Annotated in this window: 30 protein-coding genes; 16 read left to right on the forward strand and 14 right to left on the reverse strand. The window is 65.8% G+C overall.

What is annotated here, in order from left to right; translation table 11 throughout:
- Nucleotides 1-22: 22 nt before the first annotated feature.
- The 3 genes from HPF_RS01895 to HPF_RS01905 all read right to left on the reverse strand — a co-directional run bounded on the left by HPF_RS01895 (nt 23) and on the right by HPF_RS01905 (nt 1,934).
- Nucleotides 23-454 carry a GlcG/HbpS family heme-binding protein gene (locus HPF_RS01895; RefSeq protein WP_133155606.1) on the reverse strand — a complete coding sequence of 144 codons (432 nt, stop codon included), beginning with the start codon at nt 452-454 and terminating at the stop codon, nt 23-25.
- Nucleotides 455-596: 142 nt separating this feature from the next.
- On the reverse strand, nt 597-1,541 hold the full coding sequence (locus HPF_RS01900) for a catechol 2,3-dioxygenase (protein WP_066160077.1): 945 nt from the start codon (nt 1,539-1,541) through the stop codon (nt 597-599).
- 21 nt (nt 1,542-1,562) lie between these two features.
- Complete coding sequence (locus tag HPF_RS01905) at nt 1,563-1,934, reverse strand: 2Fe-2S iron-sulfur cluster binding domain-containing protein (protein WP_008328848.1); 372 nt, start codon at nt 1,932-1,934, stop codon at nt 1,563-1,565.
- Between the two features lie 126 nt (nt 1,935-2,060).
- Between HPF_RS01905 and HPF_RS01910 the strand changes: the two genes are divergently transcribed.
- Nucleotides 2,061-2,981 (forward strand): LysR family transcriptional regulator, encoded by a 921-nt coding sequence (locus HPF_RS01910; protein WP_133155607.1) that lies wholly within the window; start codon nt 2,061-2,063, stop codon nt 2,979-2,981.
- On the opposite strand, the gene HPF_RS01915 is transcribed toward HPF_RS01910, so the two are convergent.
- Genes HPF_RS01915 through HPF_RS01940 form a run of 6 tightly spaced genes read right to left on the reverse strand, consistent with a single transcriptional unit; the run spans nt 2,968 to nt 7,514 of the window.
- Complete coding sequence (locus HPF_RS01915; protein WP_133155608.1) at nt 2,968-4,029, reverse strand: NADH:ubiquinone reductase (Na(+)-transporting) subunit F; 1,062 nt, start codon at nt 4,027-4,029, stop codon at nt 2,968-2,970. The two genes, HPF_RS01910 and HPF_RS01915, sit on opposite strands and share 14 nt — an antisense overlap.
- A gap of 7 nt (nt 4,030-4,036) precedes the next feature.
- The gene (locus HPF_RS01920) at nt 4,037-4,393 is read right to left on the reverse strand and encodes a phenol hydroxylase subunit P4 (protein WP_133155609.1); all 357 of its coding nucleotides are present in this window, start codon (nt 4,391-4,393) and stop codon (nt 4,037-4,039) included.
- Entirely contained in the window at nt 4,390-5,952 is a 1,563-nt protein-coding gene (locus HPF_RS01925) for an aromatic/alkene/methane monooxygenase hydroxylase/oxygenase subunit alpha (RefSeq protein ID WP_133155610.1), read from the reverse strand. Before HPF_RS01925 ends, HPF_RS01920 begins: the two co-directional genes overlap by 4 nt.
- Before the next feature lie 24 nt (nt 5,953-5,976).
- The gene (locus HPF_RS01930) at nt 5,977-6,246 is read right to left on the reverse strand and encodes an MmoB/DmpM family protein (RefSeq protein ID WP_133155611.1); all 270 of its coding nucleotides are present in this window, start codon (nt 6,244-6,246) and stop codon (nt 5,977-5,979) included.
- A 25-nt stretch (nt 6,247-6,271) separates the two neighbouring features.
- A complete protein-coding gene (locus HPF_RS01935) occupies nt 6,272-7,267 on the reverse strand; it encodes an aromatic/alkene monooxygenase hydroxylase subunit beta (RefSeq protein ID WP_133155612.1) in 996 nt (331 codons plus the stop codon).
- A 46-nt stretch (nt 7,268-7,313) separates the two neighbouring features.
- Nucleotides 7,314-7,514 carry a phenol hydroxylase subunit gene (locus tag HPF_RS01940; RefSeq protein WP_133155613.1) on the reverse strand — a complete coding sequence of 67 codons (201 nt, stop codon included), beginning with the start codon at nt 7,512-7,514 and terminating at the stop codon, nt 7,314-7,316.
- Nucleotides 7,515-7,856: 342 nt separating this feature from the next.
- On the opposite strand from HPF_RS01940, the gene HPF_RS01945 reads away from it, so the two are divergent.
- Genes HPF_RS01945 through HPF_RS01955 form a run of 3 tightly spaced genes read left to right on the forward strand, consistent with a single transcriptional unit; the run spans nt 7,857 to nt 11,063 of the window.
- Nucleotides 7,857-9,536: a sigma-54-dependent Fis family transcriptional regulator gene (locus tag HPF_RS01945; RefSeq protein WP_133155614.1), complete on the forward strand. Its 1,680-nt coding sequence runs from the start codon at nt 7,857-7,859 to the stop codon at nt 9,534-9,536.
- Between the two features lie 10 nt (nt 9,537-9,546).
- Nucleotides 9,547-10,293, forward strand: coding sequence for a GntR family transcriptional regulator (locus tag HPF_RS01950; RefSeq protein ID WP_066160109.1), 747 nt, complete (start codon nt 9,547-9,549; stop codon nt 10,291-10,293).
- Nucleotides 10,294-10,340: 47 nt separating this feature from the next.
- Complete coding sequence (locus HPF_RS01955; RefSeq protein ID WP_207959293.1) at nt 10,341-11,063, forward strand: hypothetical protein; 723 nt, start codon at nt 10,341-10,343, stop codon at nt 11,061-11,063.
- Between the two features lie 16 nt (nt 11,064-11,079).
- On the opposite strand, the gene HPF_RS01960 is transcribed toward HPF_RS01955, so the two are convergent.
- Genes HPF_RS01960 through HPF_RS01970 form a run of 3 tightly spaced genes read right to left on the reverse strand, consistent with a single transcriptional unit; the run spans nt 11,080 to nt 12,981 of the window.
- On the reverse strand, nt 11,080-11,700 hold the full coding sequence (locus tag HPF_RS01960) for a MarC family protein (RefSeq protein ID WP_066160115.1): 621 nt from the start codon (nt 11,698-11,700) through the stop codon (nt 11,080-11,082).
- A 4-nt stretch (nt 11,701-11,704) separates the two neighbouring features.
- Nucleotides 11,705-12,208: a MaoC family dehydratase gene (locus HPF_RS01965; RefSeq protein WP_066160118.1), complete on the reverse strand. Its 504-nt coding sequence runs from the start codon at nt 12,206-12,208 to the stop codon at nt 11,705-11,707.
- Between the two features lie 14 nt (nt 12,209-12,222).
- Complete coding sequence (locus HPF_RS01970) at nt 12,223-12,981, reverse strand: SDR family oxidoreductase (protein ID WP_133155615.1); 759 nt, start codon at nt 12,979-12,981, stop codon at nt 12,223-12,225.
- A 121-nt stretch (nt 12,982-13,102) separates the two neighbouring features.
- On the opposite strand from HPF_RS01970, the gene HPF_RS01975 reads away from it, so the two are divergent.
- Nucleotides 13,103-13,786 (forward strand): dienelactone hydrolase family protein, encoded by a 684-nt coding sequence (locus HPF_RS01975; protein WP_066160124.1) that lies wholly within the window; start codon nt 13,103-13,105, stop codon nt 13,784-13,786.
- A 7-nt stretch (nt 13,787-13,793) separates the two neighbouring features.
- Nucleotides 13,794-14,711, forward strand: a complete 918-nt coding sequence (locus HPF_RS01980) for an amidohydrolase family protein (RefSeq protein ID WP_424955186.1) — start codon at nt 13,794-13,796, stop codon at nt 14,709-14,711.
- A 15-nt stretch (nt 14,712-14,726) separates the two neighbouring features.
- Here HPF_RS01980 and HPF_RS01985 read toward each other — a convergent pair whose 3' ends face one another.
- Nucleotides 14,727-15,848 carry a magnesium transporter CorA family protein gene (locus tag HPF_RS01985; RefSeq protein ID WP_084397563.1) on the reverse strand — a complete coding sequence of 374 codons (1,122 nt, stop codon included), beginning with the start codon at nt 15,846-15,848 and terminating at the stop codon, nt 14,727-14,729.
- Between the two features lie 13 nt (nt 15,849-15,861).
- Nucleotides 15,862-16,863 carry a porphobilinogen synthase gene (gene hemB / locus HPF_RS01990; RefSeq protein WP_133155616.1) on the reverse strand — a complete coding sequence of 334 codons (1,002 nt, stop codon included), beginning with the start codon at nt 16,861-16,863 and terminating at the stop codon, nt 15,862-15,864.
- Between the two features lie 205 nt (nt 16,864-17,068).
- Here hemB and HPF_RS01995 point away from each other — a divergent pair, with 205 nt between their 5' ends.
- The 10 genes from HPF_RS01995 (at nt 17,069) to tuf (ending at nt 26,888) form a co-directional block, all read left to right on the forward strand.
- Nucleotides 17,069-18,199, forward strand: a complete 1,131-nt coding sequence (locus HPF_RS01995; protein WP_133155617.1) for a hypothetical protein — start codon at nt 17,069-17,071, stop codon at nt 18,197-18,199.
- 252 nt (nt 18,200-18,451) lie between these two features.
- Nucleotides 18,452-18,880, forward strand: coding sequence for a CopD family protein (locus HPF_RS02000; RefSeq protein ID WP_066160141.1), 429 nt, complete (start codon nt 18,452-18,454; stop codon nt 18,878-18,880).
- Nucleotides 18,880-20,004 carry a VanZ family protein gene (locus HPF_RS02005; RefSeq protein WP_079366543.1) on the forward strand — a complete coding sequence of 375 codons (1,125 nt, stop codon included), beginning with the start codon at nt 18,880-18,882 and terminating at the stop codon, nt 20,002-20,004. The genes HPF_RS02000 and HPF_RS02005 overlap by 1 nt, the downstream gene beginning before the upstream one ends.
- A 9-nt stretch (nt 20,005-20,013) precedes the next feature.
- Nucleotides 20,014-20,355: a (2Fe-2S) ferredoxin domain-containing protein gene (locus tag HPF_RS02010; RefSeq protein WP_066160148.1), complete on the forward strand. Its 342-nt coding sequence runs from the start codon at nt 20,014-20,016 to the stop codon at nt 20,353-20,355.
- 35 nt (nt 20,356-20,390) lie between these two features.
- Nucleotides 20,391-21,014 carry an alpha/beta hydrolase gene (locus HPF_RS02015; RefSeq protein WP_127805753.1) on the forward strand — a complete coding sequence of 208 codons (624 nt, stop codon included), beginning with the start codon at nt 20,391-20,393 and terminating at the stop codon, nt 21,012-21,014.
- 46 nt (nt 21,015-21,060) lie between these two features.
- Nucleotides 21,061-22,248, forward strand: coding sequence for a D-alanyl-D-alanine carboxypeptidase family protein (locus tag HPF_RS02020; protein ID WP_127805752.1), 1,188 nt, complete (start codon nt 21,061-21,063; stop codon nt 22,246-22,248).
- Nucleotides 22,249-22,384: 136 nt separating this feature from the next.
- Nucleotides 22,385-22,762, forward strand: a complete 378-nt coding sequence (rpsL, locus tag HPF_RS02025; RefSeq protein WP_066160152.1) for a 30S ribosomal protein S12 — start codon at nt 22,385-22,387, stop codon at nt 22,760-22,762.
- A gap of 156 nt (nt 22,763-22,918) precedes the next feature.
- On the forward strand, nt 22,919-23,389 hold the full coding sequence (rpsG, locus tag HPF_RS02030) for a 30S ribosomal protein S7 (RefSeq protein ID WP_066160156.1): 471 nt from the start codon (nt 22,919-22,921) through the stop codon (nt 23,387-23,389).
- A 97-nt stretch (nt 23,390-23,486) separates the two neighbouring features.
- Nucleotides 23,487-25,589: an elongation factor G gene (gene fusA / locus HPF_RS02035; protein ID WP_066160159.1), complete on the forward strand. Its 2,103-nt coding sequence runs from the start codon at nt 23,487-23,489 to the stop codon at nt 25,587-25,589.
- Nucleotides 25,590-25,697: 108 nt separating this feature from the next.
- Nucleotides 25,698-26,888 carry an elongation factor Tu gene (tuf, locus tag HPF_RS02040; RefSeq protein ID WP_079364208.1) on the forward strand — a complete coding sequence of 397 codons (1,191 nt, stop codon included), beginning with the start codon at nt 25,698-25,700 and terminating at the stop codon, nt 26,886-26,888.
- Nucleotides 26,889-26,899 lie beyond the last annotated feature (11 nt).

Below are 26,899 nucleotides of genomic sequence, written 5' to 3' on the forward strand. Positions count from 1 at the left end.
GGTGCGTGAGTGAAATGAAAAATCAGTCGAGGCCCAGGGCTTGCAGGCCGGCGCGGGCACAAGCCTCGTCCTGCTCGGCCGAGCCGCCGGAGACACCGATGCCGCCGATGCGCTGGTCATCGGCCACGATGGGCAGGCCGCCGCCGAACAGCACCAGCCGCTGGCGCTGGTTCAGGCCGATGCGCAGCAGCTCGTCGTCGCCGATCACGCCGCCCCACTGCGAGGTGGGGAAGCCGAAGCTGGCCGCGGTGTAGGCCTTGTCGATCGCGATGTCGATCGAATGCAGAAAGGCATTGGGCATGCGCAAGAAGGCGGCGAGCGTGCCCGAGGCATCGGTCACGGCCACGTTGATGCGAATGCCCAATGCCTCTGCATGCGCCACCGCCGCCTGACAGGCCAGCGAGGCCGCCGATGCGGTGATGACGGCAGAAGGAACAGAAAGAGCGGTTGTCATCAGAAGAACAATGAGAAGGAGGGGGAGCCAGTTCGAGGGGCACCGAGGAACCGGCTTCGCCGGGCCTCAGGTGCCGTCCCCCCTCCAAGCGCCGCAGGCGCGCCAGAGAGTGGGGAAGCCGCGAAGCGGCGCAGGGGGGAGATCAGGTGTACACATCGGTGAAGCTGGGAACAGCTTCACCGGTGTGATAGAAGATCCCGCTCCACAGCTGGTCTTCGGTCCAGGTGGTCACGGGGCGGTCGCGCTGGGCCAGGTAGCCCAGACCGGCGAAGGTCTCGTTGCGGTTGCCGCTGGGGTCGAAGAAGTAGATCGTCTCGCCGCGGGTGATGCCGTGGCGCGTCGGGGCGACGTCGATCTTGGTCTTGTTCTTGGCCATCACGTCGGCCGACTTCAGCACGTCGTGCCACGAGTCGAGGAAGAAGGCGATGTGGTGCAGGCCGCTCTTGGCGCCGCCCACGAAGGCGATGTCGTGCGGCGTGGTGGTGCGGGCCATCCAGGTGGCGGCCTGCATGTTGCCTTCGGGGCCGACCAGCACCTGCTCGGTCAGGAAGAAGTCCAGCGCCTCGGTCATGAAGCGGGTGTTGTCGGCCACGGTGTTGATGCCGGCTTCGGGGTTCATCTCGCACATCAGCAGCAGGTGGTCCAGCCAGTGCACGCCCGAGCCCTTGAGGCCGTCCGGCCACGGGTCGGGGTTGGTGGTGCCGACCTCGGTGCCCACGTACTCCTTCATGGCGTACAGGCGCATCTCGTGGCCGCTGGGCAGGTTGAACTGCAGCATGCGGCCGGTGGACGGCAGGGTGCCTTCGGGCAGCACGGTGGTCTTCACGCCCCAGGCTTCCACCTTCTTCTGCAACTCGTCGAGGTCGCTGTCCTTCTCGACCTTGTAGGCCACGTGGTTCAGGCCGGCCTGGTCGGACGGGGTCAGGATCAGTGAGTACTTGTCCCACTCGTCCCAGCACTTGAGGTAGACGTTGCCGGCCTTGTCTTTCATGGTGGTCTTGAGGCCGAGCACGTTTTCGTAGTGCTTGACCGCGGCGTCCATGTCCATCACTTTCAGGCTCGCGTGCCCGATGCGCATCACACCCATGTTGTGTCTCCTGGTGGTTGGTTACTGCTGCTGAATCGAAGGGCTGGCAGTCGCAGACTCTGCGCGCCCCTTGGAAAACGGTTTGCTCAACTTGCCGGCCACTTCGAGGTTCACCGGCGTCTGTGGCGCCACGCGGCAGGCCAGCGTGTAGCCCTGGTTCTCCTCGTCGAGCGTCACGTGTGCGCGGCTGATCGGCCCCAGGGCCTTGATCTGTCCCTCGACGATGCGGACCTTGCAGACCCCGCAGCCGCCATTGACGCAACCCACCGGGATGCCCTTGCGGCCCAGGCGGACCATGCCGGTGAGCAGGCTTTCATTGCCGGCGCAGGGAAAGGTCTCGTCCGTCTGGGCGACGTGCACGGCGAACTTGGGGCGGGAGTCAAACAGGGACATGTCTCAGTTCTTCTTCAACGCAGCAGCTCCAGCTGCCAAAGATAGGGTGGAGCGGTCATACCGTCCAATACCGAATTTTTGCGACCCTATACTGGTGAGGTATTGCGAACCGAACCAGGAGGCCTCATGGATCTCAAGGACATGCGCCAGTTTCTGGCGGTCGCCGAAGAGCGCAACTTCACCCGCGCGGCCGAGCGCCTGCACATGGCGCAGCCGCCGCTGTCGCGCCAGATCAAGGCGCTGGAAGACGAGATGGGTGCGCCGCTGTTCCTGCGCACGCCGGCCGGTGTGGAGCTGACCGAGGCGGGCCAGACGCTGCTGGACGAGGTGCCCAACCTGCTGCACCTGGCGCAGCGCGCGGCCGAGCGCACGCGGCGCGCGGCGCAGGGCCTGACCGGCCAACTCGACGTGGGCATCTACGGCTCGGGCGTGCTGGATGTCATTCCCCGCGTGCTCGCGAAATTCCACGCGCAGCGGCCCGAGGTGCGCATCGCGCTGCACAACCTCACCAAGTCCGAGCAGCTGCAGGCGCTGCGCGAGCGGCGCATCAGCGTGGGCTTCAACCGTCTGATTCCGCCCGAGCCGGACCTGGTGGTCGAGTCGGTGCTGCGCGAGCCGCTGCTGGTGGCGATGCACGAAGCGCACCCGCTGGCGCAACGCCAGCAGGTCGGGATGGCCGACCTCGACGGGCTGCCCATGATCCTCTATCCCAACGAGGCCATCCACGGGCTGGCGCAGGAAGTGGCCGAGGCCTTCCGCCAGGAAGGCGTGCGGCTGGCGGTCGAGCAGGACGTCGAGGACGTGGTGACGGCCGTGGCCCTGGTGGCCAGCGGCTTCGGGCTGACCATTGCCACCCGGTCGGCCGCCAGCCTGCGCCTGCCGGGCGTGGTGTTCGTGCCCTTGCGCAGCCGCCACCTCAAGGACCTGGAGCTGAGCTGCCTCTACCGGCGCGGCGATCCGTCGCCGGTGCTGGCCATGTTCCTGGAGGTGGTGCGTGCGCATGGGAAGAGCGAAGCGAAGGGCGGCAACGGCCTCAGACCTGCCTGAACAGCGGGCTGCGGGTGGCCTGCGCGTCGGCCGCCGAGAGGAACTTCTCGGTGTAGATGTCGCGCTCGAACAGACGGCCCTGCATCAGGGTGGCGATGCAGGCCTCGATCATGGGCGGCGGCCCGCACAGGTAGGCCTTCTGGCCCGCGAAGCTGCCGCCGAAATGCGCCTTGGCCGCTTCGTGCACGAACCCGCGATAACCGTCCCAGTCCGAGCCCTCGGGCTCGTGCGAGAGCGCCGGCACGTACGTGAAGTTGGCGTGCTGTTCGGCGAGCGCGCGGAACTCGGCGTCGTAGTACAGCTCCTCGCGGGAACGCTGCCCGTAGACCAGGGTGATCGGCAGCGTGCAGCCGCGCGAGAGCAGGTCCACGATCATCGAGCGCGGGCTCGACAGCCCCGAGCCGCCGGCCATGAACAGCATCGGCTGGCGCGCCGACTCGCGCACGAAGAAGCGGCCGTAGGGGCCGGCCACGCGCAGGCGGTCGCCGGCCTTGAGCTGCTCGTGCAGCCAGGTGGTGCCGGCGCCGCCGGGCAGCTTGCGCACGTTGAGCTCGATGCCCTTCGTGGCGGCCACGTCGGCGGGGTGGTTGGCGATCGAGAAGGCGCGGCTGCCCACACCCGGGATCTCCACCTGCACATACTGCCCCGCCTGGAAGTCGATGGCCTTGTCCAGCTGCAGGTGGATCGCCTTGATGGTGGGCGTGAGGTCTTCGATGCGGCTGACCGTGGCCGCGAAGTCGCGCACCGGGATCACGCGCGCATCGGGTTCCTCGTCGATGTCGGCTTCGATGGTGGTGTCGGCCTGCAGCGTGGCGCAGCAGGCCAGGGTCTTGCCATCGTCGCGCTCGAAGTCCATCAGCGCGAACGGGTTGGCCGCGCCGTGGTCCACCTCGCCATCGCAGACCTGCACCTTGCAGGTGCCGCAGAGGCCGTGGCCGCAGGCGTGCGGCAGGTAGAGGCCCTGCCGCAGCACCGCGTCCAGCACCGTCTGGCCTTCTTCGACCTCGATGGTCGTGCCCAGCGGCTCGATCGTCAGTTGGTAGCTCATGACCGGATCAGCTGAACGAGCCCTTGATCCCTGTGAGGCCAGGGGTTCTGAAGCGGATCGCGTCCTTGTGCACCAGGCCGTTCTCGGCCAGCGACTTGGCCGGGTCGGGCGTCCAGGGCTGGCCGTTCTTCTTCCACTCGACCTTGGCCCAGTCGATCCGGGCCCAGTCGGGGTGGTAGCCGTAGATGCCGGGCAGCACCGCGGCCGACAGCGCGCCGAACGGGGTGTCCGGCGGCAGCGGCAGGCAGAAGGGCGCGCAGAACATCAGGTGGTCTTCCCAGCCGATGTAGAGCAGCGGCGCGGGGAAGTTCTCGCGCACATCCTGGGGCGTGAACTCGTAGGGGGCGATGGCAACGACGCTCATTTCTGCTCTCCTTGCACCAGGGGCTCGCCCTTCCAGGCGGCAAAGTTCTTCTGGTCTTCCGAACCTTCGAAGTCGAAGTTGTCGCGGCCCACTTCCATCTCGTAGTACTTGAGCACGGCCATCAGCGGGTCGAAGCCCTCGGCGGTCGGGTCGGTGCCTTCGGGGAAGCAGTGGCCCTGGTAGATCTGGTGCACCGGCAGCCAGCTCTGCACGTACTTCTCGGGCTCGTGGTCGAAGATGCTCTTGCAGTGGTCGCTGCAGAAGTGGTACTTGTAGGCCTTGTAGTCGCTGTCGCGGTAGCAGATCTTGCTGGGGTCACCCTCTTCGGTGAACAGCATCGGGATCTGGCAGGTCGTGCACAGCATCGGCAGCGTCTTGTTGTAGTAGCGGTTGCCGGCCTGCTGCTGCTCGCGGAAGTACTCGAAGCGCGGGCGGTAGTACTTGTCGAAGGTCTCGGGGTACTTCTCCGACAGCCAGGCCATTTCCTCGTCGCTCGGAATCCAGGTGTGGAAGGGCGCGGCGGCGCTGTAGTTGTAGAAGGTGTTCCAGGCCTGGTGGCTGATGTGGTCCTTGCCCTCGCAGGCCTGCTTCCAGCCGGCGGGCTCGCGGATGCCGTAGCGCGCCAGGTCCTTGAACAGGGCGCCGCCGTTTTCTTCGGCGTACATCTCCCAGGCTTCCTTCCAGCTCATCACGCGCTTGGGCAGCATGTAGTCCTGCATCATGGCCACGAGGGTCAGCAGGCGGTAGCCGCGCCAGAACCACTTGTCGATCCAGCGCTGCACGATGGGCACGTTGTCCGGGTCCTGTTCCAGCAGGAACTTGATGCACTCGATGCCCAGCGTCATGTGGCGGCTCTCGTCGGACTGGGCCGAGAAACCGAAGGTGACGGTGCTCATGTCGCCGTTGTGCGCCGCACCGCTCATGAAGGGCACGAACAGCAGGTTGGTCAGCACGTACTCGAACGAGAAGCTGACGGCGGTCAGGAACTCGAACGGGCCGCCGGTGCAGGCGTCTTCGAAGAAGGACTTCGGCACCGACAGGTACCACACGCGGTCGAACCAGTGGTTCGAGTGGTGCATGCCGTTGAAGTACTTGTTGTAGTGGCTGATGGCGTGCGTCTCGGTCTGGTAGTGGCGCAGCTCGTCGATGGACTGCATCTGCGCGGCGACGCGGGCGCCCTCACCGGTGAACTGGCGGCCGACGTGGGCGAAGCCGCGGTGCGCGTAGTACTCCAGCGGCGTCACGCCCTGGATGAACAGCTTGAGCGCGTTGACGTAGCGCGCGTCGGCCACGCCGAGCTGGCCGTTGTTCTGCGCAAAGGCCTCGATCACGGCGTAGAGCTTCTTCTCCTTCTCGCCCTGGTACTTCCAGTAGGCGTCCATGGTCAGGCGGAACGGGTCCTGCCACTTGTCCCAGTCGTGGATCTTGATGCCCTCGTACTTGTCGTACGGGAACACCTTGTCCATCGGCTGGTAGCTGGTTTCCCAGCCCAGGCCGCGCGTCATGGCGGCGTAGCGTTCTTTCAGGCCGAGCTTCTTGCTCGCAACACGGGTGTCCATGCGTTGTCTCCTTCTGCGTTGTGTTCAATGCGACCAGCTGAGGGTCAGCTGGTCGTCGTCCTCGTCGATGTGGCCCGAGAGGGTGACGAGGTTGACGTGGATGGCTTGCAGGTCGTAGGGCCGGCCGGTCAGGCCCTCGATGGTTTCGCGGCGGATGGTCAGGCTGCCGGGCGCGTTGATCTTGACCAGGCCGGTCGGGTGGGTCAGCACGGCGTTCGGGTTGTCGGCCACGATGGCGTCGATCACCGGGCGGGACTCTTCGTTGTGCTGGAAAGCGATGAATACGTCGGACATGTTGTGGTCTCCTGTTCAGGTCTGGTCAGGCGGCCACGCCGGTCTTGGCCAGGCGCGCCTGCAGCTGCACGCGGGCGTCGCTGAGCACGGTCTCTCCGGTTTCGCCCAGCGCAAGGCGGGCGATGGGCGAGAGGGCGGCCTGGGCGCGGTCCATCCAGTGGCCGGCCCAGCCGCGCAGCAGGGCGCGGTTGGCGTCCGATTCGGCGCCGGCGGCCTTGATGACGGCGTCGATCCAGCGCGCGCTCTCGTCGTGCCATTCGGGCATGAAGCTGGTCAGCATCGCGACCGCGGTGCCGCCCTGCAGGGCGACGTGGTCGTCCACGAAGCCGCCGTAGATCAGCGGGTACAGCAGGCCGTCGAGCGCGAAGTTCTGCGCCACGAACAGCTCGAACGGGTCGCTGACCACGAAGCTGTCTTCCACCAGGCGGCGCAGGCCCTGCCACTCGGGCGCGTCCAGCCAGGCCTGTTTGCCGTCTTCGAGCGACTGCGGCTCGCCCAGCACCAGGCCCAGGCGGGTCAGGTACTGCGCCACGCCCAGGTTGTCCATCGCGTGGAACATGGCCGGCGCGGTGAACGCGGTGCCAAACCCGTAGGCGCAGATGGACGCGTTGTTCATGTTGGCGCCCCAGGCCGCGTGGCGCAGCGGCATCAGCACCGTCAGGGCCTTCTCGCGCACGCCGTCGGGCATCTTGCCGACCATGCCGCGCTGCTCGACGAACTGGAAGTTGGCCTCCATCGCGTCCTGCTGCTTGGCGCGGGTCATGGTCCAGGTCGCGTAATAGAACTGGCGCGGGTCCTTGAGCACGTACCAGTCGGCCAGCACGATCTTGCTGCGGCTGGCGTCGAAGAGTTCGTGGCCCGGGTCCCAGGTCGGCCGGTAGTGGAAGTTGACCATCGGCTGGGCGCCGAAGGTGGCCTCCTGGTAGCGGCTGGCGGTCTTGTCGCCGCCGATGTATTTCGCCACGTGGGCGTAGGTCTGGCGCAGCGGCGTGATCTCCCGCGCCTGCAGGTCGATGTTCATCGGTGCTTGTCTCCGTTGGAATGGTTGTTGAACGGCTCTCGGGAACTCAGGTGTCCAGACGCTGCACCCGGTTGTTGGCGCAGAAGGCCTCGAAGGCCGGGGCCGGCAGCATCAGCTCCACCGCCAGCTCCGGCCAGCCGATCGAGAACTCGAAGGCGACAAGGCCGTCGGCACGGCGCTCGATCACCCGCACGAAGCGCAGCGAGGCGTCGACGGCGGGCAGGGAGGTGTCGGTGGTCTGGGGCATGGTGCTTGGGGCGGTCGGTGCGTTGTCGGACGCGTCCCCTATCGCAGTTGGCGTGCCAGTTCGACCGGGTCGGGCCAAAAATCTCGATATTTCAGGGAAATCCCTGATGAAAAAGCCGGTGTGCAGCGCAGCATCCGGATCGCCCGGCACTCTTCGATAGCCTGTTTCTTGGGCTGTTGCGGTGCAGCACGAAGGAAAAGTCTTGATTTGATGAGGAGCTTTTGGCCACGAGTGATCAAATGATCAATTTCAGGCACTGCTTCGCCGGCTTGTCGATCTGGGGGAGCGTGGCGGAAAATATCGAGATTCCAGTCGCCGCAGAGCGACCCACCGGAGACACCTTTGGACCCCCATCTGACCTACCCGCCCGACAACGACCTGCGCCGGCTGCTGCGCTTCGAGCCGCACAGCGGCGCCATCTGGCTGGGCGAGCGGCGCATGGTGCTGCTGCACACCGCGGCGCTGACGGCGCTGCGCCACGACCTCATCACCTCGGTCGGCAAGGACCACGCGCGGCGCCTGCTCACGCGCATGGGCTATGCCTGCGGCCTGCACGATGCGGGCTTCGCGGCCAAGACGCGCGGCAAGAAGACGCTGGAAGACATGTTCCTGGTCGGGCCGCAGCTTCACATGCTCGAGGGTGCGGCCCGGGTCACGCCGGTGCGGCTGGAGATGGACGCCGCGGCCGGCCGCTTCGAGGGCGTGTTCCGCTGGGACGATTCGTGGGAGGCACACGCGCACCGCCTTCACTATGGCGTGGTCGACGAGCCGGCCTGCTGGACCCTGCTGGGCTACGCCAGCGGCTACGGCAGCGCCTTCATGGGCCGGCTGATCCTGTTCAAGGAAATCAAATGTTCGGCCTGCGGCGACGACCACTGCCTGATCGAGGGCCGCCCGATCGACGACTGGCCCGACGGTGACGCGCACCGCCAGTACTTCGAGGACGACTCGCTGCTGGAGAAGATGGCCGCGCTGAGCCAGCAGGTCGAGGCGTTGAAGAACACGCTGGAGCCGGCCGAGTCGGGTGGCATGCTGGTCGGCTCCTCGCCGGGCTTCCAGCACGCGCACGACCTGATGCGCCGCGCCGCGGCGACGCAGGTGACGGTGCTGCTGACCGGCGAGACCGGCGTGGGCAAGGAGCGCTTTGCGCGCGCACTGCACGAACACTCCGAGCGCGCCGCCGGGCCGTTCGTGGCGGTCAACTGCGCGGCGCTGCCGGCCGAGCTGATCGAGGCCGAGCTGTTCGGCGTCGAGAAGGGCGCCTTCACCGGTGCGCACGCGGCGCGGGCCGGCCGTTTCGAGCGCGCCGAAGGCGGCACGCTGTTCCTCGACGAGGTGGGCGACATGCCGCTGCCCGCGCAGGCCAAGCTGCTGCGCGTGCTGCAGGAGGGCGAGATCGAGCGCCTGGGCAGCGAGAGCGCGCGCAAGGTCAACGTGCGCCTCGTGACGGCGACCAACGTCAACCTCGAAGCAGCGGTCGAGCGCGGGCAGTTCCGGCGCGACCTGTTCTACCGCCTCAACGTCTACCCGATCTGCATTCCGCCGCTGCGCGAACGCAGCAGCGACATCGAGCCGCTGGCGCAGCACCTGCTGGCGCGCTTCACCGCGCTGCACCAGAAGCGCCTGGGCGGCTTCAGCGACCGCGCGCTGCAGGCGCTGACGCGCCACAGCTGGCCCGGCAATGTGCGCGAACTGGAGAACCTGGTCGAGCGCGGCGTGATCCTCGCGGCGCAGGGCGGCGTGATCGAGGCCGAACACCTGTTCCCCAACCAGTCCGAGCCGGCACAGGACGGCATCGACCCGCAGGGCCGGCTGGCGCGCCGTGCACCCGAGGACGAGCTGCGCCTGTGCGCGCAGGTGCTCGATGCCGGCGTGCCGATCGAGACCCTGGAGGCGCAGGTGCTGGCCCTGGCGGTCGAGCGCAGCCGCGGCAACCTGGCCGGCGCCGCGCGCCTGCTGGGCCTGAGCCGCGCGCAGCTGGCCTACCGGCTCAAACGCCAGCATCAACAGGAAGCCGATTGAGGTCATCACCATGCTGCAAGACCTGCTTCAACCCGCACACGCCGCCGGCCCCGCGCCGCGCAGCGACGAACCCGAGCCGCGCACCCTCACCGAACGCGCCTACCGCGCGCTGCGCCACGACATCGTGTGCGGCGATCTGCAGCCGGGCCAGCGCCTGCGCGTCGAGCACCTCAAGGACCACTATGGCGTGGGCGCCGGCACGCTGCGCGAGGCGCTGGCGCTGCTGGTGTCCGACGCGCTGGTCACGGTCGAAGGCCAGCGCGGCTACCGCGTCAGCGCCGTGTCGCTGGACGACCTGTGCGACCTCACCGACACGCGCGTGCGGCTGGAAACCGAGGCGCTGCGCCAGTCGATCCGGCTCGGCGACGCGGGCTGGGAGAACTCGGTGCGCGAGGCCTTTGCGCAGCTCAGCGTGGCCGAGGAGGGCGGCGCCGGCCGCGACCCGGACCAGTGGGAGCGCGCCAACCGCCACTTCCACGAAACCCTGATCGCGGGCCACAGCTCACCCTGGACGCGGCACCTGCTGGACATCCTCTACCGCCACGGCGAGCGCTACCGCCACATCGCCATCCGCATCGGCGCCACGCCGGGCTTCGACCGCGACGTGCACGCCGAGCACGAGGGCATCTTCCTGGCGGCGATGGCGCGCCAGGAGGCCCGCGCGGCGCTGGCGCTGGAAGCCCACATCCGCCTGACCTGCGACATCCTGACCCGCCAGGCCGACGCGGCGGCAGGGGGCGGATTTAAGCTGGCTTAATACGGGCGGGGGTAGTATGGCTATCCCCTTTTCCACCCGTTCCGGTCATGAACATCCCACGCTTCCGAGTCCTGCCCTTGCTCGCCCTTGCCGCAGGCGCCTGTGCCTCGCCCGCCTGGGCGGCCGACCCCGTCACCGATGCCCTGCAGAAGGCCTACGTGCCCTACCGTGCGGCCCTGTTCAAGACCAACGCCGGCCAGGCCGGCGAATCGGCCGATGCGCTGAAGCAGGCGCAACAGGCCTGGTCCCAGGTCACCCAGCTCGTGAAGTCCCAGCCTACCGTCCCGTATGCCAACGATGCGCTCATGGCGCGCACCCTGAGCGGGGTCGAGGAGCACTACGCCAGGGCCGTGCAGCAGGTGGCCGCGGGGCAGTTGTCCCAGGCCCACGACACGCTCGAAGGTGTGCGCGACCTGCTCAGCGAACTGCGGCGCCAGAACCAGGTCATCGTCTACAGCGACCACATGAATGCCTACCACGCCCAGATGGAGCATCTGCTGGACGAGGGGCCGAAGTGGCTCAAGGCGGACGATGGCTTGCCGAAGCTGGCTGCGCAGGCGGGTGTGCTGACCTACCTGGCGGGCCTGCTCGCCAGCGAAGCCCCTGCGTCGGCGCAGTCATCGGCGGAGTTCAAGGATCTGCTGGGCGCGGTGACGCGGTCGGTGGAGGCGCTGAACGCGGCGGTGGCAGCGGGCGACAAGGCCCGGATCGAGAAGGCCATCGGCCAGGTCAAGGCGCCCTACAGCAAGCTGTTCATCAAGTTCGGCTGAACCGGGGCACTGGCCCTCAGGCGCCGAGCGCCGGGAACAGCTTGGTCAGCCCGGCGGCCATCACCTCCACCGCCAGCGCGGCCAGGATCAGGCCCATCAGCCGGGTCATCACGTTGATGCCAGTCTGACCCAGGAAACGGGCGATGGGCTTGGCCGCGGCGAAACACACGGCGGTGGCCAGCGCGATCACCACGCCATAGCCCACCAGCGCGGCGTGCTGGAAGAAGGTCTTGGCCTGGTCGGCGTAGATCACCACGGTGGACATGGTGGCCGGGCCGGTGAGCAGCGGAATGGTCAGCGGCACGACCGCGATGGAGGCCTTGGTGCCCGCGTCGTCCACCTCGCTCTTGGTGGCCTTGGCCTCGGCCGGCTGGGCGTTCAGCATCGACAGCGCCGAGGTCAGCAGCAGCATGCCGCCGCCCACCTGGAAGCTCGCCAGCGAGATGCTGAAGAACTCCAGGATCTGCAGGCCGATCACCGCGCAGGTGGCGATGACCGCGAACGCGCTGAACGAGGAAATCAGGATGGTGCGCTTGCGCTGCGCCGAACTGAATCCCTGCGTGTAGTGGATGAAGAAGGGCACGATGGCCAGCGGGTTGACGATGGCCAGCAGGGTGATCAGGGGCTTGAAATCCATCCCGCTATTGTGCGGGCGCGGCGGCGCGAGGGGGCGCTTTCAGCCGGAACATCCCGTAGCCCTCCATGTGCAGCACCTTGTCGCCGTGCTGGTTGAACATCTCCCAGATGGTGCGCACCAGGCCCACGTCGGGGCGCTTGCTCATCGGGCGTTTCTCGGTGATGGTGTGCTGCAGCCGCAGCACGTCGCCGGGGTAGACCGGCTTGGTCCACTTCAGGCTCTCCAGCCCGGGCGAGCCCAGGCTGGAGGTCTCGTGCAGGAAGTTGGTCACCATCAGCCGCATGGCCATGGCGCAGGTGTGCCAGCCGCTGGCGCTGAGCGCCCCGAACACCGAGGCCTTGCCGCCTTCTTCGCTCAGGTGGAAGGGCTGCGGGTCGAACTGGCTGGCGAAGGCGATGATCTCCTCCTTTGTCGGCGAAATGCTGCCCAGGTCGCGGGTCTGTCCGACCTCCAGGTCTTCCCACCAGATCCTGATGTGCGGGCTGTTCTCGGGCGTGGTCGCGGTCATGGGTGGTTCCTTGTTCAACGCCCGCCGGACACATCCAGCAGGCTCATGGTGGTGTAGCTGGCCGCCGGCGACAGCAGCCAGACGATGGCCTGCGCGACCTCGTCGGCCGTGCCGCCGCGCTGCATGGGCACCTGGTGTTTGAGCTGGTTCACCCGGTCGGGGATGCCGCCCGAGGCGTGGATCTCGGTCTCGATCAGGCCCGGCCGCACCGCGTTGACGCGGATGCCTTCGGCCGCCACTTCCTTGGCCAGGCCGATGGTGAAGGTGTCGATGGCGCCCTTGGCCGCCGCGTAGTCCACGTACTGTCCGGGCGAGCCGATGCGCGCGGCGGCGCTGGAGACGTTGACAATGGCGCCGCCCTCGCCGCCGTGGCGCGTGCTCATGCGGCGCACCGCCTCGCGCGCGCAGAGGAAGCTGCCGAACACGTTGATGTCGAACATGCGCTTCCAGCGCGCCGCGCTCATCTCGTCGACCCGGGCGGTCACGTCCACCACGCCGGCGTTGTTCACCAGGCCGGTGAGCCGGCCCAGCTTGGCGTCGATCTTCCCGAACATGCGCAGCACCTGTGCCTCGTCGGCCACGTCGGCCTGCGCGGTGATGGCACTGCCGCCGTCGGCGCGGATGGCGCGCACCACCTCGTCGGCGGCGAGGGAATTTGCGGTGTAGTTCACCGCCACCGCCCAGCCTTCGCGCGCGGCCAGCCGTGCCGTTGCCGCGCCGATGCCCCGGCCGCCGCCGGTCACCAGCAGCACCCCGTTGGACCCTGCGTTCATCCTGCACCCTCCTGACGCACTGTCATTTTTGCGGTTACAACATGCACCTGTCGAAACTTAACGCAGGCGGCCCCGCGCAAGCGTCGCGCACCGGACCTGCCATTCATCGTTCGGAGACTTCATGGGCAGCTTTGTTCAACTCACTTCCGCCGACGGGTTCCATTGTCCCGCCTACGTCGCGCAGCCCACCGGCCAGCCCAAGGGCGGGCTGGTCGTGCTGCAGGAAATATTCGGCGTCAACAGCCACATCCAGGCCGTGGCCGACGGCTATGCGGCCGAAGGCTATTTCGTGGTGGCGCCCTCCACCTTCCACCGGGTCAAGGCTGGCGTGGATCTGGGTTACACCGAGGCCGACATGGGCGCGGGCATGGCACTCAAGACCGCGGTCGAGGCCCTGCCCCCACCGGGCGTGATGGCCGACATTCAGGCCGCGATCCGTCTGGCCGCACAGGGCGGCAAGGTCGGCATCGTGGGCTACTGCTGGGGCGGCCTGCTGACCTGGCGCTCGGCCTGCACGCTGCAGGGGCTGTCGGCGGCGGTGCCGTACTACGGCGGCGGCATGACCACACCGGACGAGATGGCGCGCAAGGAGCAGGTGCCGACGCTGGCGCACTTTGCCGAGCAGGACCGCTGGATTCCGCTGGACGGCGTGGAGGCGTTCCGCCAGGCGCACCCTGCGGTGACGGTGCACCTCTATCCGGCGCACCACGGTTTCAACTGCGACCAGCGGGGCGCCTGGGACGCTCCCTCGGCCGCGCTCGCCCGTGAGCGTACGCTCGCCTTCTTTTCACAGCACCTGGGCTGAGTCCGGCATGCGCAACCTGCTGCGACGGGGCCTGTTGTGGCTGGCCTGTGGCGCGGCGCCTGTGATGGCGCAGACCCCGTACGCGGGGCCGCTGTTCGACGCCCATCTGCACTACAACGACGATGCCTGCGTGCAGGACGCACCCGACCCGGCCTGCCCGCACCCGCTGACCGATGTGCTGGCCCGCATGCAGCGCAACGGCGTGCGCGCGGTGCTGGCCAATTCGCGGCCCAATGCCGGCACCCTTGCCCTGGCCGGCGCGCGCGAGGCCACGCATGCCGCGGGCGTGACCGTGGTGCCCTTCGTGCGCCTGTACCGGGACCGGGCCGACTACAGCGGCTGGTTCCGGGACGAGAGCATCGTCGAGCTGGTGACCACCGAACTGGCGCGGGGCACACCGGCCGGACCCTATCAGGGCCTGGGCGAGTTCCACCTCTACGACAGCGCGAATGCCAACGGGCCGGTGGCGCGGCGGCTGATGGCACTGGCCGAGGAAAAGCAGCTCGCGGTGCTTGCGCACGTCGACGACGTGGCGATCGACCTGCTGATGGCCGCCACACCCAGCCAGGGGCAGAAGCTGCGGCTGATCTGGGCGCACACGGGCATCGGTGGAGCTTCCGTCGAACGCGTCGATGCGCTCATGGCGCGCTACCCCCTGCTGATGGGCGAGCTGTCCTACCGGCCGGGCCTGACCTGCGGCGACGGGCAGCTGTGCCCCGAGTGGCACAGCCTGCTGCTGAAGTACCCCGAACGGTTTCTGATCGGATCGGACACCTGGGTCAACCAGCGCTGGCTCTATTACGACGAGCTGATGCAGTCTTACCGGCACTGGCTGGGCGGGCTGCCGGCCAGCGTGGCGCGGCGCATTGCCTGGGACAACGCCGCCACGCTGTTCGGCGTGGCGCACGGCAACGGCCGGCCCTGACGCGGTGGGCCGCGCTCAGCGCCCGCTGCGCGCCAGGTAGCGCTTGCGCCAGAAGACCACGCTCAGGCCCACGGCGATCAGGACCATTGAGCCCATGGCCCACCAGAAGCCGGCGTTGTCGTGCAGCAGCGGGATGAACTCGAAGTTCATGCCGAAGATGCCGGCGATCAGGTTCAGCGGCAGGAAGATGGCGGTCAGCGCGGTGAGGGTGCGCATGATGTCGTTGGTGCGGTTGCTTTGCGCCGAGAAGTGCATCTGCACCGCGGTCTCGGCGTTCTGCTCCAGCCGGCGCACGTGGTGGATCACCCGCTCGATGTGCTCCAGCACGTCGCGGCTGCGCACCTTGAGCAGCTCCAGTCCTTTGTGGCCGCCGAAGTGGTCGCCGTGGCCCTCGACCACCTCCCAGCCCGCCAGCGCCTCGATCCAGTCCTGGATCGCGGCGCGCTGGTCTTCGCAGATCTCGTCGAGCTGGTGCAGCGAGATGCGGGCGTCCAGCAGCGAACCCCAGTTCGTGAACCGGGTGGACGGGTGCAGCAGCTCGGCCTGCCAGTGGTCCAGCTGCCGCGTGAGCTCGCGTCGCAGCTCCAGGTAGCCGTCGACCATCTGGTTGACGATGCGCAACATCAGGTCGGCCGGGCCGGCGGGCAGATTCACACCAGCCGCCCGCGCGGCACTCGTGCCCGCGCCCAGCAGGCGGGTGGCGTAGTGGTCCAGCACCGTGCAGCCGGCCGGGTGCACCGTCAGCAGCACCCGGTCGAACACCGCGAAGCCCACCGGGCTGGTGTCGATGCGGCGCAGCACCGGCGGCCCGCCGCGCCGGGTGGGCTGCGTGAGCACCTGGCCCGGGTGGGAGAGGTCGGTTTCGCTGTGCCCGGCGGCCAGGCGGCGGAACACCAGCAGGTCGTACTGCGAGGTGTAGTCGAAGTGCGAGGGCAGCTGGTTGTTCAGCAGGTCGGAGATGTGCAGGTCCACCAGCGGCACGCTGCCCAGCGCCAGCAGCGTGGACTGCACATGGCCCTGCTCCAGCTCGAATTCCCGCCGGCCGCAGGCGATCCAGATGAATCCGCTGACCGGCGGTTGCGTGGGCAGACCATCCGATTCGGTGACCGAGGTCGTCTGGACGTGGAAGACGCGCATGCCCGGACGCGCTTCAGCCGCGCAGCAGCCGCGCGGCGTCGCGCGCGAAATAGGTCAGGATGCCGTCGCAGCCGGCGCGCTTGAAGGCCATCAGGCTCTCCATCATCACCGCGTCGTGGTCCAGCCAGCCGTTCTGGGCGGCGGCCTTGAGCATCGCGTATTCGCCGCTGACCTGGTAGGCGAAGGTCGGCATGTGGAACTGATCCTTCACGCGGCGCACGATGTCCAGGTAGGGCATGCCGGGCTTGACCATCACCAGGTCCGCGCCTTCGGCGATGTCCAGCGCCACCTCGCGCAGCGCCTCGTCGCTGTTGCCCGGGTCCATCTGGTAGACCTTCTTGTCGGCCTTGCCCAGGTTGGCGGCCGAGCCCACCGCATCGCGGAACGGGCCGTAGAAGGCGCTGGCGTACTTGGCGCTGTAGGCCATGATGCGTGTGTGCACGTGGCCGGCGGCTTCCAGCGCCTGGCGGATCGCACCGATGCGGCCGTCCATCATGTCGCTGGGCGCCACCATGTCCACGCCGGCGGCCGCCTGGGTCAGCGCCTGTTGCACCAGGATCTTCACCGTCGGGTCGTTCAGGATGTAGTTGTGCTCGTCCAGCACACCGTCCTGGCCGTGGCTGGTGTAGGGGTCCAGGGCCACGTCGGTCATGACGCCCAGGCCGGGAAAATCCTTCTTGAGCGCCCGCACCACGCGCGGCACCAGGCCCTCGGGGTTCATGGCTTCCTGGCCGTCCGGCGTCTTGAGCGACTGGTCGATCACCGGGAACAGCGCCATGTAGGGGATGCCCAGCTTCACGCAGTCCTCGGCCACCGGCAGCAGCAGGTCCAGGCTCAGGCGTTCGACGCCCGGCATGGACGCGACCGCTTCGCGCCGGCCGGCGCCGTCGAGCACGAACACCGGGTAGATGAAGTCGGCGGGGCTCAGCCGGTGCTCGCGCACCAGGTCGCGGGTGAAGACGTCGCGGCGCAGGCGGCGCGGACGGGACAGGGGGTAGGGGGCGGGTGTGTGCATGAGGCTATTGTGGCAAACCGGTCAACCGTGCAGTAATTTGCGATGGCCCCAGTGCAGCGTGTCAGGGTGGTTGTTGCAAATCGTAAAAAAAGCACGATGATTGAGAACGTCGGAGTGACGTCTTGCACGCCGCGTAATAAGAAAATACTGATGCTTCTGCAGCCATGCGGGACGCAGTAGGAATCTTTCACTCAAGAGCACTGTCATGCAGCCCACCAGATCCAGCCCACCCAACCAGACCTCCAACCCCAAACCGGGCGCCCCGACCGAGGCCGATGCATGGAAGCTTGAGGACCACTGGCAGGAGTTGGTGTCTGCGTTGGCCGACCAGTTCACCGAAGGTGTGAGCAGCCTTCAAAACCAGATCGACCAGCTGCTGGCCAAGGGCCGCATCACCAAGATGGAGCACCGGGCGCTGAACATCCCTGCCGAACGCATCAAGCTGGCGGGGCTCAGCGCCCAGCAGATCCACCGCCTGTACGGAGGGCGCATCCGCCAGACGCACGAGAAGGTGAACATGGCCGATCTGGTGGAGGGCGTGCTGCAGGAGCGCAAGCAGGAACTGGGCATCCTGGGCATCGCACTGCGCCGCAAGCTCAAGCCGGTGGAGGTGCTGATCGACCCGACGCTGGCGCACTCGTTCGTCAACGCGGTGCTCGATTGGGGCATTCCGTTCGGCAACCGGGTGGACGTGCGCATGGACCTCAATGCGTGGCCGCAGCACGCGCGGCTGCAGATGCGCGTGGCCAACGACGGGATCCCGCCTTCCAGCAGCACAGCGTCCGACAGCCTCAGCTGGATGCTGATTCGCCAGATCGCTGCCGCCTCGGGCGGTATCGACCTCGAGCGCGACGTGACCGCCGAGGGCGTCAGTTTCACGGCGATGTTCAGCCGCACCGTGGTGCAGGCGGTCGATGGCATTTCGACCGTCGACCTGTCGGACGAACACTCGTCGATGTTCAAGTCGCTCTCGGGCACGTATGTGCTCACGATCTCCCCTAGCCTGCAGATCCGTGCCGACGTGCGGGATGCGCTGCGTGAAATCGGGATCACCTCCGACAGCGTGGTGGATTTCAATCAGGCCCGCGATGCCGTCAAGGCCCGCATGCCCAACCTGATCGTGGTCGATTCGGAGATCAAGGACGGGGAGTTCGAGCGCTTCCGCAGCGAGCTGTTGCGCGAGGTGTTCGAGTTTCCGTTCGTGGAGATTTCGCCCGACGACAGTTCGTTTGACATGTCCGGGTTTGGCGAGTTTTCGATGGCCAAGGTCGGACGCGGGAACATCCGCGAGGCGCTGGGCACGGCCGTGATGTTCGAATTGGCCAAGATGATGTAGTGCTTTTGGGTCTATTTATTGGCCTGCGCGCAGGCCCTGTCAGTTTTGACAGGGCTTCGCTTCACATTCGATGTGATCTGTTGTAACATCAGCCCCGAGCGCGTCCTTGGACCGCTCCCCGCTTTTCCTCCCTGAGCGGGTGCCTTAGTGTGTGACAGCAAAAAGGCTTCCTAACCCGGCCCTGTGGGCCGGGTTTTTTTTGTGCCGTGCGGCCATGAATCCCTGCAGCGGCGGCGCAGATAAACTGCCCGCATGCTCTGGGTCAAATCCTTCCACATCGTCTTCATCGCCAGCTGGTTCGCGGGCCTGTTTTACCTGCCCCGCATTTTTGTGAACCTGGCCATGGTTCCCCCTGAAAGCGTGGCCGAGCGCGAACGGCTGATGCTGATGGCCGAAAAGCTGTTCCGTTTCACCACCATGCTGGCCGTCCCTGCGCTGGTCCTGGGGCTCTGGCTCTGGCTGGGGTATGGGATCGGCCTGGGTGCCGGCAACGGGTGGATGCACGCCAAGCTTCTGCTGGTGGTTCTGATTCTGGGCTATCACCACGCCTGTGGGCGGCTTCTGAAGTCCTTCAGGACCAATGCCAATCGGCGCCACCATGTCTGGTTCCGGTGGTTCAACGAAGCGCCTGTGATCATGCTGGTGCTGGTGGTCGTTCTGGTGGTCGTCAAGCCATTCTGATGACCGGGCGCGCCGTGGCGAGCCGATCCTCTGCCATTCCGCTGTCGCTGCTGTTTGCGGCGCTCGTCGTCTATGCCAGTCTCTATCCTTTCGAAGGATGGCGCTGGTCTGGCGGACAGGTGTGGGCGTTTCTGAGTGCACCCCTTCCCCGTTACTGGACGAAGTTCGATGTGTCGGCCAACCTGGTGGGCTATGTGCCGCTTGGGTTCCTGGCGGCGCTGGGGTTGCTGCGGTCGGGCTGGGGGCGCTGGGCGTGGTGGTTTGCGGTGCTGTTGCCGGCCATGCTGTCGTTGTCGCTGGAGACCCTGCAGAATTTCCTGCCCATGCGGGTTCCGTCCAACCTGGACCTCGGACTCAACATCGCAGGGGGCGTGCTGGGCGTCTGCCTGGCCTGGTTCCTCGAACGACTGGGTGTGATGCGGCAATGGACGCAGTTCCGTCGGAACTGGTTCGCGCCTCAGGCGCACGGATCGCTGGTGTTGCTGGCGCTTTGGCCGTTCGCCCTGCTGTATCCGTTGTCGGTGCCGTTCGGCCTGGGGCAGGCCTGGGAACAGCTAGAGGAGGTGTTGTCCAGTCTGCTGGTGGACACGCCCTTCCTGGTCTGGCTGCCCTTGCAGTCGGAAGCGGCAGTGCCGCTGAGCCCCCTGGCGCAGGCGTTGTGCGTGGCGCTGGGTCTGCTGGCACCGCTGATGCTGGGGTATGCGGATGTGCATGCTCCCTCGCGCAGGCTGGTGCTGCTGGTTGCGCTGCTTTTGTCGGCCCTGGGCGCCGCCGGATTCTCGGCGGCCATGACTTACGGGCCGGACCACGCCTGGGCCTGGGTGGACATGCCGGCGCTGCTGGGCATGGCCGTCGCCGCGCTGGTGGCGCTTGCCACGTTGAGGCTGCCACCGCGCGCGTGCCACGTCAGTCTGCTGCTGGCACTCGCAGTCTCCCTGAGTCTTCTCAATCGTGCGCCAGTGAGTGCCTACTTTGACCAGTCTTTGAACGTCTGGGAGCAGGGGCGTTTCATCCGCTTCCACGGCCTGTCTCAGTGGCTGGGCTGGCTGTGGCCGTTTGCCGCCCTGATGTATGCCGTGCGGGCAGTGACCCGACTCCCCGCCGGGCGCCAGGCCGACCACTAGAATCCAGCCATGTCAGAGAACCGATCCTCCTACTACGAGCGCCACATCTTTTTCTGCCTGAACCAGCGCGACAACGGCGAAAACTGCTGCGCGCAGCACAAGGCGCAGGCGGCCTTTGATCGGTGCAAGAGCCAGTCCAAGGCATTGGGCCTGTTGGGCCCCGGCAAGGTGCGGGTGAACAAGGCGGGCTGCCTGGATCGCTGTGCCGGTGGCCCCATCGCCGTCGTGTACCCCGAGGCTGTCTGGTACAGCTACGTGGATGAACAGGACATCGACGAGATCGTGCAGTCGCATCTCAGGGATGGGGTGGTGGTCGAGCGCTTGCGAACGCCACCGGAAGTCGGGCGCTGAGATGCCCGGATTCCTGGATTGATAGCGCGACACACGTGAACGCACACACCGAGCATCTTTTACAGGTAGGTCCCTCCGGGCAGCTGGAGGTGGCCATCGACCGCGCTGCCGGGTCTTCCCGTGGGATGGCGGTCATTGCGCATCCCCACCCATTGCATGGGGGCACCCTCACCAACAAGGTGGTGCAGACCCTGGCGCGTGCCTTCGTCCTTTGCGGCTGGACGGCCGTGCGGTTCAACTTCCGTGGTGTGGGTGCGAGCGGGGGTGTCTACGACGAAGGGCGCGGGGAGTTGCAGGACATGCTGGAGGTTGTCCGCTCACAGGTGCCTGACGGTCCGCTGTGTCTTGCCGGCTTCTCGTTTGGTGGCTTCGTCGCAAGCCAGGCCGTGGCCGCATTGCACGGTCAGCGGGACATCCAGAAGGTGGTGCTGGTCGGCCCTGCCACCAGCCGGTTCGGCGTCGCCGCTATTCCGGATGAACTTCGCCAGCGCACATTGGTCATTCATGGCGAGCACGACGACACCGTGCCGCTGCAGTCCGTAATGGATTGGGCGCGCCCGCAAGCCCTGCCTGTGCTGGTGGTGCCAGGCGGGGGCCACTTCTTTCACGGGCAGTTGCCCTTGTTGAGAGAACTGGTGCAGCGGCATCTCGTCGCCTGAACTCGGGTCGCTTCGACCCTGGACTTCTTTCTTCTCTTTCAATTCCATGCTGTTTGAACGAATCTTGCCCAAGGGTGGTCTGCTGGCCGTTTTCTTTCTGTGTTGGCACCTGGCCGCCTCGGCGGCTGTTCCGCAACCTCCGGAAGTGGCGGCGCGGGCGTACCTGCTTCTGGATGTGTCGTCCGGGCAGGTCCTGGCGGCCAAGGAACCGGACAAGCCTGTCGAACCCGCTTCGCTCACCAAGCTGATGACTGCCTATCTCGTGTTTGATGCCCTCAAATCCGGCAAGATCGATCTCAAACAGACACTTTCAGTGAGTGAGCGGGCCTGGAAAATGCCGGGCTCCCGCATGTTCATTGACCCCAAGATGAAGGTGCCGGTGGAGGATCTCATCAAGGGCATGATCGTTCAGTCTGGCAATGACGCCACCATGGCCCTTGCCGAGGGCGTGGGTGGAAGTGCGGAGCAGTTCGTCGAAATGATGAATCGCCAGGCCAAGGCGCTGGGAATGAACGCCAGCAGCTTCAGGAACCCGGAAGGTCTGACCGTTCCGGGACACACCACCACGGCCCGGGATCTGGCGACGCTGGCGACCCGGCTGATGCGCGACTTCCCTGAATACGTTCCGTACTACGCCATTCAGCGTTACCGCTATCCAGGCACTCCAGCAGCCAATGACACCAACCGGAACCTTCTGCTGTTCCGCGACCCCTCTGTGGATGGCCTGAAGACCGGACACACCGATGCCGCCGGCTATTGCCTCGTTGCAACTGCTCGCCGGCCCAGTGCGTTGCTGGGCGCCGGAGCAGAGGGGCAGCGCAGGCTGTTGAGCGTCGTGTTGGGTGCTGCCAGCGAAAATTCGCGTGCAGCGGAGAGTCAGAAGCTGCTGAACTGGGGGTTCACGGCCTATGAGGCGGTCCGCTTGAGCTCCGTGGGCGGTGCGGTGGTCACTCCCCGCGTCTGGAAGGGGCGCGCGGATCAGGCCAAGCTTGGGCGCCCCGAGGGCGTGGTGGTGTCCGTTCCGGCGGGAACCGGCGCCGGGCTCAAAACCGAGGTCACGCGCCCGGATCCGTTGGTGGCCCCTCTGCTCAAGGGGCAGCAGGTGGGGATGCTTCGTGTGCGTACCGCGGGCGGCGAGACGGTTGCCGAGGTCCCTCTGACGGTGCTGGAATCCGTTGAAGAGAGTGGCATTTTCGGGCGGGCCTGGGACGCACTGCGGCTGTGGATCCAGTGAGTACATCGGTGCGTCGACGGACACCAGAGAGATGGATTTGGTCTTTCAATAGGCCCGTGATACAGTAGAGGGCTTTTCGGAATTTTCCGAAGGGTTTCGCTTTTTCGCTCATCAAACGTTTAGGGACGTTTCTTTCATGCCAACCATCAGTCAACTCGTGCGCCACGGCCGGGAGGTCGAAAAGACCAAGTCCAAGAGCCCGGCCATGGAAAACTCGCCGCAGCGTCGTGGTGTGTGTACCCGCGTGTACACCACGACCCCCAAGAAGCCCAACTCCGCTCTGCGCAAGGTCGCCAAGGTGCGCCTGACCAACGGTTTTGAGGTGATTTCCTACATCGGTGGTGAAGGCCACAACCTCCAGGAGCACAGCGTCGTGCTGGTTCGTGGTGGTCGTGTCAAAGATCTGCCCGGTGTGCGTTACCACATCGTCCGCGGCTCGCTGGACCTGCAAGGCGTGAAAGACCGCAAGCAGGCGCGCTCCAAGTACGGTGCCAAGCGTCCCAAGAAGGCCTGATCTTCCTGAAATGTCGGTGTTTGTTCCGCCTGGCAGGTGGTGCAAACGTAGTGACCCCAAACACGGGCTGTTCCGTGCGGGTCGAGTAAGTGAGGGTCCCGGATGGCTCTCGCGGTGTCCGAAAGGGCGCCAACTGAAGCAATGCAGAGGTAAAAAATGCCACGTCGTCGCGAAGTCCCTAAACGTGAAATCCTGCCGGATCCCAAATTCGGCAATGTCGAGCTTTCCAAGTTCATGAACGTGATCATGGAAGGTGGCAAGAAGGCGGTTGCCGAGCGCATCATCTACGGCGCCCTCGAGCAAATCGAGAAGAAGACCGGCAAGGATCCGGTGGAAATATTCTCGACCGCCATCAACAACGTCAAGCCCATGGTGGAAGTCAAGTCCCGCCGCGTGGGTGGTGCCAACTACCAGGTGCCCGTTGAGGTGCGCCCCGTCCGCCGTCTGGCGCTGTCGATGCGCTGGATCAAGGAGGCGGCCCGCAAGCGCAGCGAAAAGTCCATGGCCCAGCGCCTGGCCAATGAACTGGTTGAGGCAACAGAAGGTCGTGGTGGCGCCATGAAAAAGCGCGACGAAGTGCACCGTATGGCCGAGGCCAACAAGGCGTTCAGCCACTTCCGCTTCTGATTCACGCGGGCGTTTTGTACGCCTGCTGTTCTTTTGGAAGCGAGCCCGCGGGCCCCACAGGGTCGCGGGCTTTGGTATTTAATTTTGGAGAATTTTCATGGCACGCACCACGCCCCTTGAGCGTTACCGCAACATCGGTATTTCGGCCCACATTGACGCCGGCAAGACCACCACCACCGAGCGCATCCTGTTCTATACCGGTGTGAACCACAAGATTGGTGAGGTGCACGACGGCGCCGCCACTATGGACTGGATGGAGCAGGAGCAGGAGCGTGGTATCACGATCACGTCCGCTGCCACCACCTGCTTCTGGAAGGGCATGGACCTGTCCTACCCCGAGCACCGCTTCAACATCATCGACACCCCCGGCCACGTGGACTTCACCATCGAGGTGGAGCGTTCCATGCGCGTGCTCGACGGTGCTTGCATGGTGTATTGCGCCGTGGGTGGCGTGCAGCCCCAGTCTGAGACCGTCTGGCGCCAGGCCAACAAGTACAAAGTGCCCCGTCTGGCCTTCGTGAACAAGATGGACCGCACTGGTGCCAACTTCTTCAAGGTCTATGACCAGATGAAGCTGCGCCTGAAGGCCAACCCGGTGGCGATCGTGATACCGATCGGTGCCGAAGACAACTTCAAGGGCGTGATCGACCTCATCAAGATGAAGGCCATCATCTGGGACGAAGCGTCCCAGGGCATGAAGTTCGAGTACCAGGACATCCCGGCCGACCTGCAAGCGCAGGCCGAGGAGTGGCGCAGCAAGATGGTCGAGGCAGCCGCTGAAGCCAACGAAGAGCTGATGAACAAGTACCTTGAGGAAGGCGACCTGACCGAAGCCGAAATCAAGGCCGGCATCCGTGCGCGGACGCTGGCGGTTGAGATCCAGCCGATGCTGTGCGGTACCGCCTTCAAGAACAAGGGTGTGCAGCGCATGCTGGACGCCGTCATCGATTTCCTGCCTTCGCCGGTGGACATTCCGCCCGTGGCAGGTACCGACGACGATGACAAGGAAACCTCCCGCAAGGCTGACGACGAAGAGAAGCTGTCCGCGCTGGCGTTCAAGCTCATGACCGACCCGTTCGTGGGGCAGCTGACTTTCGTTCGCGTGTACTCGGGCGTGCTCAAGAAGGGCGACACCGTCTACAACCCGATCAAAGGCAAGAAGGAGCGCATCGGCCGTATCGTGCAGATGCACGCCAACAACCGCCAGGAAGTCGAAGAAATCCGGGCAGGCGACATCGCTGCCTGTGTGGGCCTGAAAGATGTGACCACGGGCGAAACCCTGTGCGATCCGTCCGCCATCATCACCCTGGAAAAGATGGTCTTCCCTGAGCCCGTGATCGCGCAGGCCGTGGAGCCCAAGTCGAAGGCCGACCAGGAAAAGATGGGCATCGCCCTGGGCCGTCTGGCTGCCGAAGATCCGTCCTTCCGTGTCAAGACCGACGAAGAGTCCGGTCAGACCATCATTGCCGGTATGGGCGAGTTGCACCTGGAGATCATCGTCGACCGCATGAAGCGCGAGTTCGGCGTGGAAGCCAACGTGGGCAAGCCGCAGGTGGCCTACCGCGAAACCATCCGTGGAACCGTGGAAGAAGCCGAAGGCAAGTTCGTGCGCCAGTCCGGCGGCAAGGGCCAGTACGGTCACGTGGTGTTCAAGATCGAACCACAGGAGCCGGGCAAGGGGTTCGAGTTCGTGGACGCCATCAAGGGCGGTGTGGTGCCGCGCGAATACATCCCTGCTGTGGGCAAGGGCGTGGAAGAGGCGCTGAACCAGGGTGTGCTGGCCGGGTATCCGGTGGTCGACGTGAAGGTCACTCTGCACTTCGGTTCGTACCACGACGTGGACTCGTCCGAACAGGCGTTCAAGATGGCCGCCATTTTTGGTTTCAAGGAGGGCTGCCGCAAGGCTCAGCCCGTCATCCTCGAGCCAATGATGGCCGTGGAAGTCGAGACCCCGGAGGACTATGCCGGTACCGTCATGGGCGACCTGTCTTCCCGTCGCGGCATGGTGCAGGGCATGGACGACATGGTCGGCGGCGGCAAGGCCATCAAGGCCGAGGTGCCGCTGTCCGAAATGTTCGGCTATGCCACCACGTTGCGCTCCATGACCCAGGGTCGTGCCACCTACACCATGGAATTCAAGCACTACAGCGAGGCTCCGCGGAACGTGTCCGAGGCCATCGTCGCCGCTCGTTCCAAGTAATCAGATCGGTCTTCGGCGCCCGTCGGGGTGGGCCGGCTGCCCGTGGCAGGCCCGTGCCGGAGACGTTAAACACTCACGGGTTTTGTTCTTTCAACAGAGGTATTTGCAATGGCAAAAGAGAAATTTGAGCGGACCAAGCCGCACGTGAACGTGGGCACGATTGGTCACGTGGACCACGGCAAGACGACGCTGACGGCTGCCATCACCACGGTGCTGGCTGCCAAGTTCGGTGGCGCCGCCAAGGCCTACGACCAGATTGACGCGGCTCCTGAAGAGAAGGCTCGTGGCATCACCATCAACACCGCACACGTGGAATACGAGACGGCCAACCGCCACTACGCCCACGTGGACTGCCCCGGTCACGCCGACTACGTCAAGAACATGATCACCGGTGCTGCCCAGATGGACGGCGCTATCCTGGTGTGCTCGGCCGCCGACGGCCCGATGCCCCAGACCCGCGAGCACATCCTGCTGGCGCGCCAGGTGGGTGTTCCCTACATCATCGTGTTCCTGAACAAGTGCGACATGGTGGATGATGCCGAGCTGCTGGAGCTGGTTGAAATGGAAGTGCGCGAGCTGCTCTCCAAGTACGACTTCCCCGGCGACGACACCCCCATTGTCAAGGGTTCGGCCAAACTGGCGCTGGAAGGCGACAAGGGCGATCTGGGCGAGCAGGCCATCATGCGCCTGGCCGACGCGCTGGACAGCTACATCCCCACGCCTGAGCGTGCTGTGGATGGTGCCTTCCTGATGCCTGTGGAAGACGTGTTCTCCATCTCCGGTCGCGGCACCGTGGTGACCGGTCGTATCGAGCGCGGCATCATCAAGGTCGGCGAAGAAATCGAAATCGTCGGTATCGCCGCCACCCAGAAGACCACCTGCACCGGCGTGGAAATGTTCCGCAAGCTGCTGGACCAGGGTCAGGCTGGCGACAACGTCGGTATCCTGCTGCGCGGCACCAAGCGCGAAGAAGTGCAGCGCGGCCAGGTGCTGTGCAAGCCCGGCTCCATCAAGCCGCACACGCACTTCACCGGCGAGGTGTATGTGCTGTCCAAGGACGAAGGTGGCCGTCACACGCCGTTCTTCAACAACTACCGCCCGCAGTTCTACTTCCGCACGACGGACGTGACCGGTGCCATCGAGCTGCCTGAGGGCAAGGAAATGGTGATGCCTGGTGACAACGTGTCGATCACCGTCAAGCTGATCGCCCCGATCGCCATGGAAGAAGGTCTGCGCTTTGCCATCCGTGAAGGCGGGCGTACCGTCGGCGCCGGCGTCGTGGCCAAGATCATTGCTTAACCGGATCCGGA

The sequence above is a fragment of the Hydrogenophaga pseudoflava genome (assembly GCF_004353865.1).
GTDB lineage: Bacteria > Pseudomonadota > Gammaproteobacteria > Burkholderiales > Burkholderiaceae_C > Hydrogenophaga > Hydrogenophaga pseudoflava.